At 69.2% G+C, this 13,545-nt stretch carries 13 protein-coding genes, 1 tRNA gene and 1 pseudogene; 8 read left to right on the top strand and 7 right to left on the bottom strand.

All coding sequences use genetic code 11. The features are described 5' to 3' along the window. Nucleotides 1-2: 2 nt before the first annotated feature. From glp to AB0I52_RS09985, 6 genes are all read left to right on the top strand, one after another. A complete protein-coding gene (gene glp / locus AB0I52_RS09960; protein WP_363070712.1) occupies nt 3-1,313 on the top strand; it encodes a gephyrin-like molybdotransferase Glp in 1,311 nt (436 codons plus the stop codon). A gap of 122 nt (nt 1,314-1,435) precedes the next feature. Next, the gene (moaC, locus tag AB0I52_RS09965; RefSeq protein WP_363070714.1) at nt 1,436-1,936 is read left to right on the top strand and encodes a cyclic pyranopterin monophosphate synthase MoaC; all 501 of its coding nucleotides are present in this window, start codon (nt 1,436-1,438) and stop codon (nt 1,934-1,936) included. Then, a complete protein-coding gene (locus AB0I52_RS09970) occupies nt 1,933-2,451 on the top strand; it encodes a MogA/MoaB family molybdenum cofactor biosynthesis protein (RefSeq protein ID WP_363070716.1) in 519 nt (172 codons plus the stop codon). The genes moaC and AB0I52_RS09970 overlap by 4 nt, the downstream gene beginning before the upstream one ends. A gap of 17 nt (nt 2,452-2,468) precedes the next feature. Then, on the top strand, nt 2,469-3,083 hold the full coding sequence (locus tag AB0I52_RS09975) for a GNAT family protein (RefSeq protein ID WP_363070718.1): 615 nt from the start codon (nt 2,469-2,471) through the stop codon (nt 3,081-3,083). 162 nt (nt 3,084-3,245) lie between these two features. Continuing rightward, complete coding sequence (gene glpR, locus AB0I52_RS09980; protein WP_363070720.1) at nt 3,246-4,397, top strand: gephyrin-like molybdotransferase receptor GlpR; 1,152 nt, start codon at nt 3,246-3,248, stop codon at nt 4,395-4,397. A gap of 95 nt (nt 4,398-4,492) precedes the next feature. Then, a tRNA-Ala gene (locus tag AB0I52_RS09985) sits at nt 4,493-4,566 on the top strand. Between the two features lie 233 nt (nt 4,567-4,799). Here the strand turns inward: AB0I52_RS09985 and AB0I52_RS09990 are convergent. From AB0I52_RS09990 to AB0I52_RS10000, 3 genes are all read right to left on the bottom strand, one after another. Beyond that, entirely contained in the window at nt 4,800-5,327 is a 528-nt protein-coding gene (locus AB0I52_RS09990) for a hypothetical protein (protein WP_363070722.1), read from the bottom strand. Further along, nucleotides 5,324-6,433, bottom strand: a complete 1,110-nt coding sequence (locus AB0I52_RS09995; protein ID WP_363070724.1) for a hypothetical protein — start codon at nt 6,431-6,433, stop codon at nt 5,324-5,326. The genes AB0I52_RS09990 and AB0I52_RS09995 overlap by 4 nt, the downstream gene beginning before the upstream one ends. 794 nt (nt 6,434-7,227) lie before the next feature. Beyond that, entirely contained in the window at nt 7,228-7,389 is a 162-nt protein-coding gene (locus tag AB0I52_RS10000; protein WP_363070758.1) for a hypothetical protein, read from the bottom strand. A 45-nt stretch (nt 7,390-7,434) separates the two neighbouring features. Here AB0I52_RS10000 and AB0I52_RS10005 point away from each other — a divergent pair, with 45 nt between their 5' ends. After that, entirely contained in the window at nt 7,435-7,644 is a 210-nt protein-coding gene (locus AB0I52_RS10005; RefSeq protein WP_363070756.1) for a helix-turn-helix transcriptional regulator, read from the top strand. A 168-nt stretch (nt 7,645-7,812) separates the two neighbouring features. On the opposite strand, the gene AB0I52_RS10010 is transcribed toward AB0I52_RS10005, so the two are convergent. The 4 genes from AB0I52_RS10010 to AB0I52_RS10025 all read right to left on the bottom strand — a co-directional run bounded on the left by AB0I52_RS10010 (nt 7,813) and on the right by AB0I52_RS10025 (nt 11,190). Continuing rightward, the gene (locus AB0I52_RS10010) at nt 7,813-8,397 is read right to left on the bottom strand and encodes a hypothetical protein (RefSeq protein ID WP_363070726.1); all 585 of its coding nucleotides are present in this window, start codon (nt 8,395-8,397) and stop codon (nt 7,813-7,815) included. A gap of 347 nt (nt 8,398-8,744) precedes the next feature. After that, nucleotides 8,745-9,581 carry a hypothetical protein gene (locus tag AB0I52_RS10015; protein WP_363070728.1) on the bottom strand — a complete coding sequence of 279 codons (837 nt, stop codon included), beginning with the start codon at nt 9,579-9,581 and terminating at the stop codon, nt 8,745-8,747. A 70-nt stretch (nt 9,582-9,651) separates the two neighbouring features. Next, the gene (locus AB0I52_RS10020; protein WP_363070730.1) at nt 9,652-10,278 is read right to left on the bottom strand and encodes a hypothetical protein; all 627 of its coding nucleotides are present in this window, start codon (nt 10,276-10,278) and stop codon (nt 9,652-9,654) included. A gap of 636 nt (nt 10,279-10,914) precedes the next feature. Further along, nucleotides 10,915-11,190 (bottom strand): hypothetical protein, encoded by a 276-nt coding sequence (locus tag AB0I52_RS10025; protein WP_363070732.1) that lies wholly within the window; start codon nt 11,188-11,190, stop codon nt 10,915-10,917. A 450-nt stretch (nt 11,191-11,640) separates the two neighbouring features. Here AB0I52_RS10025 and AB0I52_RS10030 point away from each other — a divergent pair. Further along, nucleotides 11,641-12,131, top strand: a pseudogene (locus tag AB0I52_RS10030) (DUF4157 domain-containing protein); the annotation flags it as partial. Nucleotides 12,132-13,545 lie beyond the last annotated feature (1,414 nt).

Raw genomic sequence — 13,545 nt, forward strand, 5'->3', positions numbered from 1 at the left:
CCTTGAGCAGCACGATCTGGTCGGTGGACGAGCACCTGGAAGACATTCTCGCCGCGGTGAAGCCGCTCGAACCCATCGAGCTGCAACTGCACGACGCACAGGGCTGCGTCCTGGTCGAGGACGTCGTGGTGGAGATCGCCCTGCCCCCCTTCGACAACAGCTCGATGGACGGTTACGCGGTCCGCGTCGCCGATGTGGAGGGTGCCACCGAGGAGTTCCCCGCGGTCCTCACCGTCATCGGTGACGTCGCGGCGGGCGACGCCGGACTCCTCGGCGACCAGCGGGTGGGGCCGGGCGAGGCCGCCCGCATCATGACCGGCGCCCCGCTGCCGGCCGGTGCGGAGGCCGTGGTCCCGGTCGAGTGGACCGACGGCGGCACGGGCGAGGGCCCCGCCGCCGCGATGCGCGCCCACAGCGACGCCCCGGAGGGCGCGGGCGGCGAGGTCCGCGTCCACCGCCCGGTGGAGGCCCGCGCCCATGTGAGGGACCGCGGCAGCGACGTCCGGCCGGGCGATCTGGCCCTGCGGGCCGGTTCGGTGGTCGGACCGCCGCAGATCGGGCTGCTCGCGGCGATCGGCCGCTCGACGGTGAAGGTGCGGCCCCGGCCGCGCGTCGTCGTCATCTCCACCGGCAGCGAACTGGTCCAGCCCGGCGAGGAACTGACCGGCGGCCAGATCTACGACTCCAACAGCTTCGCGCTGACGGCCGCCGCGCGCGACGCCGGAGCCATCGCCTACCGGGTCGGTGCCGTCACCGACGACGCCGAGACGCTGCGCGCCACGATCGAGGACCAGCTGATCCGCGCCGACATCGTCGTCACCACCGGTGGCGTCAGCGTCGGCGCGTACGACGTGGTCAAGGAGGCCCTGTCCTCGGTGGGCGACGAGGACGAGCCGGGGAGCGGCATCGACTTCCGGCGGCTCGCCATGCAGCCCGGCAAGCCGCAGGGCTTCGGCTCGATCGGCCCCGACCACACCCCGCTGCTGGCGCTGCCCGGAAACCCGGTCTCCAGTTACGTCTCCTTCGAGCTGTTCGTACGGCCCGCGATCCGCACCCTGATGGGCCTTCAGGACGTGAACCGACCCACCGCCAGAGCCACCCTGGCCTGCGACAAGGCACTGTCCTCGCCCGCCGGCAGACGGCAGTTCCTGCGCGGGAGGTACGACGCCGAGGCGGGCACCGTCACGCCCGTGGGCGGCTCCGGATCGCATCTGATCGCCGCTCTCGCCCAGGCGGACGCGCTGATCGTGCTGCCCGAGGACGTCACCTCCGCCGAGCCCGGCACGGACGCCGAGGTGATCCTGATCCGCTGACGGGCGCCGGGTGGCGGTACGGTATCTGCCGCTGTGCCTTCCGGGGGACACCCCCCGGACCCCGGGCCCGCACCCCGGTGCGGCCCAGGGGCAACCGGCGCCCTACCGCTAGGCGGAGTTAGTTGAGTACGCAGAACAGGCTGACGCATATCGACGAGGCGGGCGCCGCCCGCATGGTCGACGTCTCCGAGAAGGACGTCACCGCGCGCGTCGCCCGTGCCAGCGGCCGGGTCCTCGTCTCGCCGCGTGTCATCGAACTGCTCCGGGGTGAAGGGGTCCCCAAGGGCGACGCCCTCGCCACCGCGCGCATCGCCGGGATCATGGGGGCCAAGCGCACCCCCGACCTGATCCCCCTCTGTCACCCGCTCGCAGTCTCCGGCGTCAAGGTCGACCTGAGCGTGGCCGACGACGCGGTGGAGATCCGCGCCACGGTGCGGACCACGGACCGCACGGGCGTGGAGATGGAGGCCCTGACCGCGGTGTCGGTCGCCGCGCTCACCGTCGTCGACATGATCAAGGCGGTCGACAAGGCCGCGGTCATCACCGACATCAGGGTCGAGGCGAAGTCGGGCGGCAAGTCCGGCGACTACCGGCGCACCGCGCCCGGCGGAGCGGACGCATGACGACGCCGGGAACCTCACCGTCCGGGTACCGCGCCCTCGTGGTGACCGCGTCCAACCGCGCCGCCGCCGGGGTCTACGCCGACAAGGGCGGCCCGCTGATCGCCGAGGCGCTGACCGGGCTCGGCTTCACGGTCGACGGACCGCGGGTCGTCCCCGACGGCGACCCGGTCGAGCAGGCGCTGCGGGCCGGCGTGGCCGCCGCGTACGACGTCATCGTGACCACCGGCGGTACGGGCGTCTCGCCCACCGACCGCACCCCCGAGGCGACCGGCCGTGTCCTGGACCGGGAGATTCCCGGTATCCCCGAGGCGATCCGTGCCGAGGGCCGGGACAAGGTCCCCACGGCCGCGCTCTCGCGCGGTCTGGCGGGCGTGGCCGGCCGCACCCTCGTCGTCAATCTGCCCGGTTCCACCGGCGGGGTGCGCGACGGGCTGGCGGTCCTGACCCGACTCCTGGTGCACGCCGTCGACCAGCTCCGCGGCGGCGATCACCCCCGACCCGGGAGCCCGAGCTGAACGTCCCGACCTGGCCGGTGACCCTGGTGGACGGCGACGTCACCCTCCGGCCGATAAAGCTGCGCGACCAGGCCATGTGGCGCGAGGTCAACCGGCGCAACCGGGACTGGCTGCGCCCCTGGGAGGCGACCGTGCCGCCGCCCGCCCCCGGTGGCCCGGTGGCCCAGCGCCCCACGTACCGGCAGATGATCCGCCATCTGCGGGCCGAGGCCAACGCGGGCCGGATGCTGCCCTTCGCCATCGAGTACCGGGGCCGGCTGGTCGGCCAGCTGACCGTCGCCGGGATCACCTGGGGCTCGATGTGCTCGGGCCACGTCGGCTACTGGGTCGACCAGGAGGTGGCGGGCCGCGGGGTGATGCCGACCGCGGTCGCCCTCGCCGTCGACCATTGTTTCCGCTCGGTCGGACTGCACCGGATCGAGGTGTGCATTCGCCCGGAGAACGCGCCCAGCCGGCGGGTGGTGGCGAAACTCGGATTCCGCGAGGAGGGGATCCGGCCCCGCTATCTGCACATCGACGGGGCCTGGCGGGACCATCTGATCTACGCGCTCACCGCCGAGGAGGTGCCCGACGGGCTGCTCCGGAGGTGGCAGCGGGCCCGGCCGGAACGCCCTGAACATCACACTAAATGAAATATATGTTCGAAATTGACCGCTGTTTGACTGCTAACGAACACCAAACGCCGACTGCTGGTTCGAACAATCACAAAAAAAGTCCGTGATATCAGCCGGATCGTGCGACACACCGCGCCAATTGGCGGATGCCTCCATGCAAACCCCTCTACGGTGTGAGATGTGAGCAGCAGCGGCCTCATCTACGCAGTCATCGTCGGGGCCTGGGCCGCCTATTTGGTGCCGATGTGGCTCCGCAGGCAGGACGAGCTCAACGAAGCCCGTCCGACGGAACGCTTCAGCACCGCCATCCGGCTGCTGTCCGGACGGGCGGCGATGGAGCGCCGGTATGCCAAGGGCCTGCAGGAGCGCACCGACGATGAGGCGGCGCCCGACGCCGAGCCGGACGTGAGCACGGATCGAATGGATTCCGTCGACGTCCGGAACTTCTCCGCGCCTCCGGCGCACACCGAGGCCCGGGTGTACGACCCGGCTCGTATGCCGGAGCGCGCACCGAAGGAGCACCCGGCCCGGGAACGGCCGGCATCCCCCTCCGCCCCCGCGCCCGCCCGGCGCCCGCGTTCGCGCCCCGGCGGTATCGACGCCGAACGAGCCCGGCGTGCGCAGCGCACGCAGGTCCTCGCACGCCGTCGGCGTACCACCGTCGTCCTCTTCCTCGCCTTCACGCTCGGCGCGGTCGTCGCGGCGGTCGGCGGCCTCGGCTTCCTCTGGGCCCCCGCGGTTCCGGCGGTGCTGCTGAGCACGTACATCGTGCATCTGCGCGCCCAGGAGCGGCGCAGGTTCGCCTTCACCATGGACCGGCGACGGGCCGAGGTGGCGGCACAGCGGCTCCGCGAGAACCGCCCGCGCAGGCACCAGCCCGCCGCGTCGGCCCCCGCGGAGTCCGACGAGGACCCCGAAGCGCGCCACCCCGTCCCCGAGCCCACCCCCACGGTCTCCCCGCAGGAGGCCGGCCGCCGCGCCCTGGTCGAGCAGACGGACCACGCGGAGTGGGTGGACCAGCAGCGCGAACGCGGCCGGGTCCAGGGCGACAGCTGGGAGCCGGTCCCGGTCCCGCTGCCGACCTACGTCACCGCCCCGGTCGCCCCGCGCGCCACGGGCGGCGTCGAGGTCGGCAACCCGGAGACCTGGAGCGCGGCCCGCTCCAGCACCGCCGAGCCCACCCAGCCGGCCGCCCCGCACCCCGCGGCGCCCCCCGTGGACCCGGCGCCACGCCAGCGCACCAACCAGTCCCGCCGCTCCCGCGACCGGGGCCGCACCCCCCTCTTCGACCAGTACGACGAGGACGACCGCCCCCGTGCGGCCAACGAGTGAGACCTCCGCCCGCACCACGACACCGACTCGGCTGACCCGCGCGGAACGGATTTCCGAGCACCCCGGTGAGGGTGCTAAAGTTTCACTCGTTGCAAGGGCCTGTGGCGCAGTCTGGTAGCGCACCTCGTTCGCATCGAGGGGGTCTGGGGTTCAAATCCCCACAGGTCCACCGCAAGGCCGTTCACGAGTTAGCTCGTAAGCGGTTCACGAAATCCCGTCCGATCACTTCGATCGGACGGGATTTCGTCGTTTCTGGGCTCGTCGGGAGGTCTGGGTGCGTGCGTCGGGGTGGTTCGGTGGCCGCCGTACTGCTGCCTGCCCTGTGCGGGCATGGGTGTGCACGCCGACCTGCGGGGCGATCGGCGTGCGTGGATCGTCTGGGGTTGTCGTACGAGTCCGGCGTCAGCGGAGGCGCGGAGGCGGATGTCGCCCGGAACCTTGGGTCGGCGGTGTGATCGCCGGGGTACTGAGCGGGGGCAGCGGGCCGGTGGTGTCGAAGTCGGCGTCGGTGAGCTCGCCGGGTCCGTCCCGTTCGGTGAGCCAGGTCTCGAGGGTTCTCAGGTTCGCGACGGTAAGCATCAGGGCGAGGAAGAGGGCCTGAGTGACCTGGCCCGGGGCGGGTCGGTGCTTGCGGTTGCCGATGTCGAGGGTCCCGCTCTTGAAGCGGCCGTTGGCGCCTTCGTTGTGGCTGCGGATGGGTTTGTACGCGTTCAGCCAGGGGGTGCGGAGGTAGGGGACGTCCTGGCGGTACTTGGCCAGACGCCAGTCGGCCCCCTCGGCGTCGGCGGGCACGGTGACCGAGCCTGCCACGCACACCGCGGGCAGGGCTTCCTTCGGTGGTGGCGCGAGGCGTTCGGCGTAGGAGATGTGGATAGTGGGGTGGGTCGCCGCGTGGGTGGTACGGAATTGCGGGGCATCGAGGTCGATCACTCGGGCCGGCATTTTGGTGGAGGCGCGGGGATGCAGCTGGTCGTGGCGTGCGCAGTTGACCGACGGGCAGGAGCCGCCGGCGGGGCACTGGACACGGATCGAGCCGCGGGCGTCCGGGCCCTGCTTGAGCTTGAGGTGAAAGGGGCCGCGGGCCTCGATCTTCTTGCCGAGGACGTCGCCGGGTGCGCGGACGGTGTCGTCGTCGGCGCCGGTGGTGGCGTGGACGAGGGGGCCGGCGTGAGCGGGCACAGCAGGGAGCCGTCGACAAGTGGAGCTGCTTGCCAACTGCCCTGCAGGCCTCGCTCTTTGACCTTGTAGTCCAGGGCGAGCCGGTAGCCGAGGCGGCGGACGGGTGTCTGGAAAGTGGGTGGGCTGCAGCCGGTGTGGGCGCGGTCGGCAGCCAGGATGCCGGTGGGCAGGCCGAGTTCGGTGAGCTGGGTGAGGACCGTGACGGCGTTGGGGCCGGTGCGGACGGTGGGGGTGTCGAGTTCGAAGCCCAGGCACAGCTGGGGGTACGCCTTGGGCGGGTTGTTGTCCGCGTCGCGGTGGTGGGCGGCGATGGCCAGGGTCGCGCTGTAGCCGAAGACTTTATCGCCGGTGCCGCCCTTGAAGTGCCAGCCTGCGGTGATGTCGGTCGAGGCGGTACCGCGCCGGGGGCTGTGAGGGTGGGTGTTCACGGTGATGTCGGTGGCGTCCACGCCGACGTCGCCGTTCCAGCCGCGCAGGTATCCGCGCTGGTGAGCCATGCGGACGGAGGTCAGCACCAGGCGGTTGGTCAGGGCCTGCAGCCGGGCGGCGGCCTGCTGGCCCTCTGGGCTGTCCCAGATCGCGGCGTGGAAATCGGCCAGGCGCAGGGGCAGACGGGAACGGCGGTCGTGGCGGGCCGGGTCCAGGGCAGCGGTGATCGTGTCCAGGCCCCGGTAGAGGCGCTTGCTGGAGGCGATACGCGCCCAGGGATCACGTGGGGGCAGGTCCGGGATGCCCAGCCAGCCGCGTGCTCTGGGCCTGAGACTGTAGTGCAGGATGCGCCAGGCGTCGGCGACGGTGGCGCGGTCGTTGTAGTACACGGCCAGCAGCAGTCCGGCCAGTACCACTCGCGGGCGCATGCCCTTGGGGCCGGGACGGCTCTTGAGGAGTTCTTCGAGTTCCTGGGGAATAGCCGGAGCGGTCGATCAGGGTCAGCAACTGGCCGACCTTGGAGTCAGGGATCTCCGCAGGTCCGCTCAGCGGCGGTTTGGGCCGCAGCTGTCGGATATGAGCGGCCGGAGCGGCGGGGTCTTCCGGCCGGTGCATCATCGGTTCTGCCCACGCAGCAGTTCGGCGGCCTGCTCGGGCGCGAGCGGCGGCACCCAGTGGAAGTAGGGGCCCAGGGAAGCAGCCGAGGTCATGCCCGCAGCCCGCCGTCAGGGTCATCATCGCCAGCCCGTCCAGCCGGGCCCGCCCCGGCAGCAACTCGGCCCACCTACTCAACGCAACAACTCACCATGTTCATATGGTGGTTGAGGTCGCCGATTGGCGGAGATCCGGACCGCAGGAGCCTCCCCGCGCTCCACCCACACCAGTGCCTCACGGGTGCGCCGCAGCCAGGTGCGGAAGGTCTGCCGACTGCTTCCCACTCGTCCGGTCGGCCCACGCAGGATGAACAGATCAATCGTCTCGGTCCGCAGCCACAGCCCAGGATCGCGTGACAGTCCGCAGCTGTCGGCCCAGACGGCGAGGCGGCCGACTACATGGAGCAAGTGTCCGGCCTCGTAACAGGTGGCCGGGGCGGCGGCTGCGACCGTGGCCCGCACCTGATCGGCCACCGGCCCCCACCGCTCCGGCGGCAGTCGGGGACGGTAGCGGCGGATACGGGCGGAGACCTGCGGGTTCAGTGTCACAGACCCATCCCACCGGCTGGTCAAGCAGCCACGAAGGGATCGGCGACGATCTTCACGTAAAGGAGTGCAACACAATGGTCGGTGGCATGAACCGGCGAACCCCGCCGCGCGAGCTTGCCCGCGATCCGGAAGTCTGGCCCCACGCGGACCTCGCTGACCCCGGCGCCGTCGCTGTCCAACACATCGCAAGGATTCTCACCGCCACCATGACTGAGCGGCGGTTCAGCATGCGTGGCCTCGCGGAGGCATCCGGGGTGAACCGGCAGGCCATCGCCGATCTCCTGGCCGGGCGTTCCTGGCCTGACGTGGCCACGGTGGCCCGCCTCGGAACCGCCACGGGCACAGCCCTGTGGCCCCAAGCAGTCGCATGTGAAAGGGAGATCGGGCATGAAGCCTCACTTCGTGTCCGAACTCGCTCACTTCGCGATCGGACATGACGCTTTCGTGGCTCCGCCCGCCGAGCGCAGCGCGTCTCGCCTACGCTCGGACACCCGGGAGCCACCTGCAGGGTGCTCACGTGCCGGCACCGCCGACGCTTTCCACGGCTTGACGGCGGTGCCGGACCTCCCCGTGCCACCAGTGAAACGTGGGACGGGAGTCTGGGTTCAGGCGGCCCTGGGCGCCCCCTCGTCGGCAGTAGCCGTGTTGTCGGTGGTCGCGATGGCGAGCCGGGAGGCGGAGTCCTCGATGACGAGCCCTTCCTTCACCAAGTTCTTCAGCCGGGCCCGGGTCGTTTCCACCCGCGCCGGGGTGGACACGTCCTCGCCGATGGCGGCGGCGACCGCCTTCGCCTTCATCCCCCGCTCCGGCCCGGCTGTCGTCAGCACCGACAGCATCCGGCATCTGCCCTCCTCCCACTCGAGAGACGGCTTCGAGCCAGCAGACCCGGTGTCGACTCCGGGCAAAGAGTCGTCGACCGCGTCGGAATCCTGCGCGGTGCCGGAGCCTGTGTCCGCTTCGCCCGCGTCCTGACCGTCTGGCTCGCCCGTCGGTGTAGCAGAGCCACCCGGATCCTCGGCATCATCCGGAGGCAGCGAATCGAGCGTCTTCTGGGTCAGTGCCAAATCGCGCAGCAGTTCCTCGGCTGCCGCGATCTGCCGGCGGATCGTCCCGATATCCTCGTGCAGCGAGGCCGCACTGGCGCGGACGGTGGCCACTTCCCGCTTCAGACGGTCGTACACCGACGTCACAACCAGCCCCCGGTCCTGGGCGACATCCCTGAAGCCCCCAGCGCTTCCGCCGGAGCCTTCGCCACACCGTATGAGCCAAAGCCGCAAGATCGCAGGAGCTGTTCGCTGAAGACCGCAAACGACAACGCGCGTTCACCCAATGCCACTTGCTGCACGAGGCGGGGGCAGTTGTAGACGGATCAGGGGCGGAACAGGTCAGTCCCTCTGGGCTGATCGCGCCAGTGTTCCCGAGTTCCGCCGTCAGAGGGGCGCGGTTCAAGCGACGCCGACATGCGTGTTCGCTGAACTCCAGGACCGGCAGCTCGCCTTCTTCTTGGCCCGGCCGGAGTGCAGCCAATCGCCGTCGTTCAGCCTCGTACGACAGAAAGCAGCAGGGGGGTGCGCACGCCGAGGTGGGATGCGGAGTCGGCGATCGTCGCGGCCAGCCAGCCGACTGCGTCGCAGGACCACTCGGCGAGTTCACCTCGTAGGGTCATGCCGTGCAGGGGTGGGCCGTTCCAGAATCCGTCGGCGAACGGCGGTGGCAGAGTCTCGTCCTCGTCGGCTCTTCCCGACTTGCCCGGGATGAATGCGTCTTGCTGCAAGTGCCCGATGAGCCTGACGAGTTGCTGCGCGATGGCAGGGATGGAGGGGGTGCGCCCGCTGTCAATGGTGACCTTCACCGGTGTCTGGGCCTGCGGGGCGTGCTCACCGAACCAGTCGCAGGTCTCCATGGAGGGCACGAGCGCGTTGCGCGGGCGGGAGGCGGGGTCGATCCCTTGAAGGGGCAGTAGGAGCTGTACCGCGGACAGATGTGCCGTGCCGATGCGCGCGGTGGTGTCCTCGGCGCAGCGCAGGAACGGTTGCACGGGCAACGGCCGGTCGTTCGCCGGCATACTGCACTCGACCTGGAACCGGGCGAAGGGCTCGGCAGCGGCATGGCGGGTACTGCAGAAGGCGTTGTTCATGGCCCACAGGCCCGGAGCCTTGGACGCGCGTTCGTCCCGTGCGGCGCTCGATTGCTCGTCCAGCCAGCCCATCGCAATCGACCGCTGGTGGAACAGCTGGTACGCGTCATGCTCGGACTCGGGGTCGCGCCACGGGTGCGGGACCAGCTCGCCATGAAACGCGGCGAACATGGGGCCTGCCGTGGACAAGCCCGCGGGGTCGATCCCTGGCTGGACGACGTCGTGTTGCTCGGACAACTGATCCCCTCGGTCCTGCTGCGGCTGTTCATTGACCGGCCCTCACGTCACGGAGGGGTGGCGACTTCCGTTACTGCGCTCGGCATGCGGCTTTGGCCTGGTTCATCGGCTTCTCCCCGGTGTCGAGCTCGCCGATAACGTCGACTTCCACGTGGTTGCGCCACGACGTCTGCTGGAACGTGCGGCAGTTGATGCGGGCCACCGTACGGTTCGAGCTGCCACCACCCGGCTTGAGTTCCTTGGTGGGCGAGCACGCCTGCTGCCGCCAACTGTGATCCGTGAAGTATTCGTAGATGCAATTGAATACTTTGGCACGACTATTGGAGCAGTCCCCCTTCTTCCACCACCCGTGCCCGGACATGTCGATCTTGTTCTCGGAGACGTGAGGGTTGTCCCTCCCGCTGATCGGTGTGCAGTGGAGCCCGCCCACCTTCGAGGATTTGGGGGATTTCGAGGTCGCGCCCGCGCTCGGGGACATGTCCAGGACCTGCCCTGCCTGGCCCAGGTAGACGGCTGTGTTGCCGGGGTCGGGTGGAGCGATACCCGGCTCGGCCGCTGACGCGGTAACCCGAGAGATGGGGTCACCTTGAAGATGCTTCTCGTGACCGGAGGCGCCGGTTGTGGACGCGGACGCGCCTCCCACCGCGAGGACGGTGAGTACGGCGATGGCAGTGCGGCGGAGTCCCCGGTTCGACATGTACTTCCTGTTCCGTGAGTACGTGCGTGGCCGCATCTTGTAGTTGCTGCGGGCCGAGCCAGTTTCTGATCCGGTGCTTCCGTTCAGCCACAAACGAGAGGGAGGGTCCACCTAAAGGGTGAGCACACGCCTCGCATGGAGTACGCATGCCCTTGCGGTCGTCCTTGTCTGTAGCGACATAGTCGGGGAACGATCACTGACCTGTCGGGGAGAGGGCCACAAAGTGGCGAATCAGGCTGATCAGAGGTACTCGTGAACTCCCCACCGCAAGGCCGTTCACGAGTTAGCTCGTAAGCGGTTCACGAAATCCCGTCCGATCGCTTCGATCGGACGGGATTTCGTCGTTTCTGGGCTCGTCGGGAGGTCTGGGTGCGTGCGTCGGGGTGGTTCGGTGGGCGCCGTACCGGCGTCTGCCTGTGTGTGGGCATGGGTGTGCACGCCGGTCTGTGGGGTGATCGGCGTGCGTGGGTGGGCTGGAGTTGTCGTACGGGGCTGGTTTCAGCGAGAGCGTGGGGGCGGGTGGCGCCCTCTGCTTGTCCTCGGCAGCGTGATGGCCGGGGTACTGAGCGGGGGCAGCGGGCCGGTGGTGTCGAAGTCGGCGTCGGTGAGCTCGCCGGGTCCGTCCCGTTCGGTGAGTCAGGTCTCGAGGGTTCTCAGGTTCGCGACGGTAAGCATCAGGGCGAGGAAGAGGGCCTGAGTGACCTGGCCCGGGGCGGGTCGGTGCTTGCGGTTGCCGATGTCGAGGGTCCCGCTCTTGAAGCGGCCGTTGGCGCCTTCGTTGTGGCTGCGGATGGGTTTGTAGGTGTTCAGCCAGGGGGTGTGGAGGTAGGGGACGTCCTGGCGGTACTTGGCCTGACGCCAGTCGGCCCCCTTGGCGTCGGCGGGCACGGTGACCGAGCCTGCCACGCACACCGCGGGCAGGGCTTCCTTCGGTGGTGGCGCGAGGCGTTCGGCGGGAGGAGAAGTCGACGGGCCGCGTCACGACATCATGTCCCTCGCCCCGCAGCGTCTCGGCGACGGCGTTCAGCGCTCTGTTGTACCAGCTCCTGACGGGCAACGCCGCTGCCTCCGGGGAGTGAGCCACCGCGCTCGTCGGCATCCTGCTCGCAGGACTACGCACCTGAAGGACCGCCCCGGCCGCCGCCGCGCCCAAGGCCGGAAGTCGCCCGTCCGGTCAGCTCGTAGTGCCCGAAAGTACCTGGCGTCAGCAGTCCGCGCGGTGTACCTGGGAAGAGCCGATGAACCCACGCCACCAGAGGTGCTCCCTTACACAGTCACGAGAACGCCAAAGCAGACGAGGCCAAGAGGGTCAAGCCCTCGTCCCACAGGCCCGGACCGGCCCTCCCCGGACACCTGCAGAGCCTGCTCGGCCTGCAGGCCACGGCCGGCAACGCCTCGGTCGTGCAGATGCTCCGGCGGGCCGGGCCCCCTGGGCCCAGCCCGAGCAGCACCAGCACACCGGCGGCTGCGGGTACCAGCCGGAGACACCCGCCGTGCAGCGCTCCACAGTCCACGATGTGCTGCGCACCAGTGGCCGCCCCCTGGACCAGGGGACCCTCAGCGACATGGAGCTACGCCTGGGCGCGGACTTCTCCGACATACGGGTCCATACGAACGCCGCGGCAAAGGCTTCCGCAGCCGAGGTCGGCGCCCGCGCCTACACGTCCGGTAACCACGTCGTGATCGGCGAGGGCGGTACGGACAGCCATACCCTCGCCCATGAGCTGACCCATGTGATCCAGCAACGCCGGGGGCCTGTCGCCGGCAGTGACAACGGGTCGGGACTGAAGGTATCCGACCCGTCCGACCGGTTCGAACGCGAAGCTGAGGCCAACGCCGTCCGCGCGATGTCCATCGAACGACCCGAGGGCCGGGAGGTGACCGGCCCGGCCGCCGCCCCAGCGAACCCCTCGGGGCAGCGAACGCTCAAGGTCGGTCTCCAGGAGTACACGAACTTGCCGGACCTGAAGGCAGGCATCGGCACTTCCGCCTATGACCTTCTCTTCACCCTCAGCAAGGACAAGAAGAAGGAGCTCTACAAGCAAAGGGTAAATGAGAAGGACTACAGGCAGGATCTGGAGGAGACCCTGAACTACCTCCTGACCGCAGAGGGCGATCAATTCTCAACGACCACGGCCAATCCGAAGGATTTCCTGAGGCAGAAGCGAGGCGAACGACAGGCACTTAACGCATCGTCGGCGCGCATGACTGCTTCGACACCTGTGGATGCAGACGCCCTTTCTGGGCACGCGGACATTCGGGCCAACGTCAAAACCCTGCAGGAAAGTGAACGCGCCTTTCCGATGGCGGAGGTCGACGCCGTGGCAGCCAAGGCAGTGGGAAAGCGTCCGGGAGGGTTCGCCTACGAGCTGGAGCTCGGGGCCGAGGCCATCAGGAAAGACCCCACCTGCTGGGTTCAGTACGGAGCACTGAGCACACTTGACATTGACGATGCGCTTCCGGGAGGAATCGCCGCGTACCAGAAGAAGAAGGACGGGAAGATCGGCGCCGACCTGGTGTTCTGGGTCCCGATCCCTCAAGCCGAGCAGAACAGCTCCAGCCCGGAGCAGTCGGACTATGTCGGTGAATTCTCCCAGCTCAAGCAGACCAATTTGACCAATCTCAAGGAGATGATGAAATCGGCCGCCAGCCAGCCAGCCAGCCAGCCAGCCAGCCAGCCAGCCAGCCAGCTGGCTGGACTGAACGGAAGTGGTAAAGGAACTTCGCCTACCAATCCGGAAGTCGCCCTGCGCAGCCCCGAGGGAACAGCGGGGAGCAATCACACTGGAAGCATCTACGTAGCCCTCACCCAAGAAGTCGGAGGCGCCACCACTACCGTGAATAGACAAATCACTGAAGTCCTGGGTCATAAGAATGTCGACAAAATCGTCCTGGACGGCGTCATGGGAGACAGGGCCGAGTACACGCTGGAGGGCACGACCCTCAAAAGCGTGGTGATCCGGACCAGCCGCTAAGCTAAGAGCTCGTAAAAAAACAACGCGTTGCTTCCCTGTAAGCCCTTGGGGCCTGTTGCGACAGTGCTGGTCAAAGCCACTCGTTGCCGGGAACCCGATCTACGTTGCGGGGCTCAGCTGGGCCAGCTGCTGATTCCCTGAGCACGTCTTCAGCACCGTATGCGGTTGCTTTCTGCCCCCCCCCCCCCCCCCCCCCCCCCCGACGAGGCGGCGGGCGGGGGCGGGGGCGCGCCCGCGCGCACGGCCGCGCCGGACCCACCATGGGCGGAGAGCGCCGCCACCGCCGCAACCG

This window comes from Streptomyces sp. NPDC050423 (assembly GCF_040655445.1).
GTDB lineage: Bacteria > Actinomycetota > Actinomycetes > Streptomycetales > Streptomycetaceae > Streptomyces.